The 1115-nt window shown below is 34.3% G+C and carries 2 protein-coding genes; both read left to right on the forward strand.

The window, feature by feature from the left end:
- A partial coding sequence (locus AC1DWB_RS35815) for a hypothetical protein (RefSeq protein ID WP_477545817.1) occupies nt 1–254 on the forward strand: 254 nt, incomplete at its 5' end.
- 186 nt (nt 255–440) lie between these two features.
- Nucleotides 441–1115, forward strand: a 675-nt coding sequence (locus AC1DWB_RS35820) for an AAA family ATPase (RefSeq protein ID WP_477545818.1), incomplete at its 3' end; no start/stop codon positions are given.

The raw sequence follows: 1115 nt of genomic DNA on the forward strand, positions 1-1115 counted from the left end.
CTTTTGACCAAATTTGGAAACGCATTGTCGAGTACGAAGGCAGCGAGTTCCAGCAGGTGCGGGGCAAGACTTTTTTCTACAAGTTATCTGGTAATGCCCTTGTGCCAAATACGACCAATTACCTAATCCCGAGAAACCAAGTCGAGAAAGCATGGGAACGGATGCCGGTTTCGGGGCCTGGGGCGCTCCAGGATCTTGTCGCACCATCGTACCTTTATGCAATTCTATCGGACACCCGGATTGGCACCCATTGAGACCTTTTATAAAACCAAAATTTCTACTTTTAAGTGGGTAAAGATGATATGAATTAAGCGAAAAAACAACAATCCAGGTGAAGCCCAGAATTGTTGTTTTTTCGACTTTATATTTTCTTTGATGTGGAAGGAATTGTAGAAAATGAGTCGAATTGAGTCGAGTGTACATTAAAGGGATACGCACAATTGCCTAATGTAATTAATATTTGGGGTGAAAAAGACATGGAATTTAAATCTGTTGAGATTAGAAACTTTAGAAATTTTGAACAAATTACGGTTGACCTGTCAAACAAAAATGTTTTCTTTGGATTAAATGACGTTGGAAAGACAAATTTCTTATTTGCTTTACGGTTTATCTTTGACAAAGATATTCGTAGACTAAATTTACAGGACTCTGATTTCCATTGTAAACAAGTCAATAAACCAATTGAGATAATTGTAAAAATTGATATAACTGATGATAATTGTACTGATAATCAAAAGTTAAGAGCTCAACTTAAGGGTGCAATACTTAGTTTCCACAATGAAGTTTACATAAAACTTGAAGCTAGTTATGACTCTAAAGAGATGATTGGAGTTCCAGTACTTTTTTGGGGAGGTGACCTTAATGATCTGACAGAAATGAAACAAAGGGGATATTTATATGAAATTGATTACGTTGTAAATCTAATATATATCGATTCATATGTTGATTTATATAATTTGTTTAAAAAAAATATAAACTCTCTTGTAAAAAATGAAAGTGAAGATGACGAGAGAATTTTGGATAGAATAGATCGAACTGTAGGTAGACTAAATAAACATATAGCTTCATTATCCGGTATTAAAGAGTTTGAAAATAAAGTTACACCTGAATATAGG

This window comes from Paenibacillus sp. P4_E11 (genome assembly GCF_056401635.1).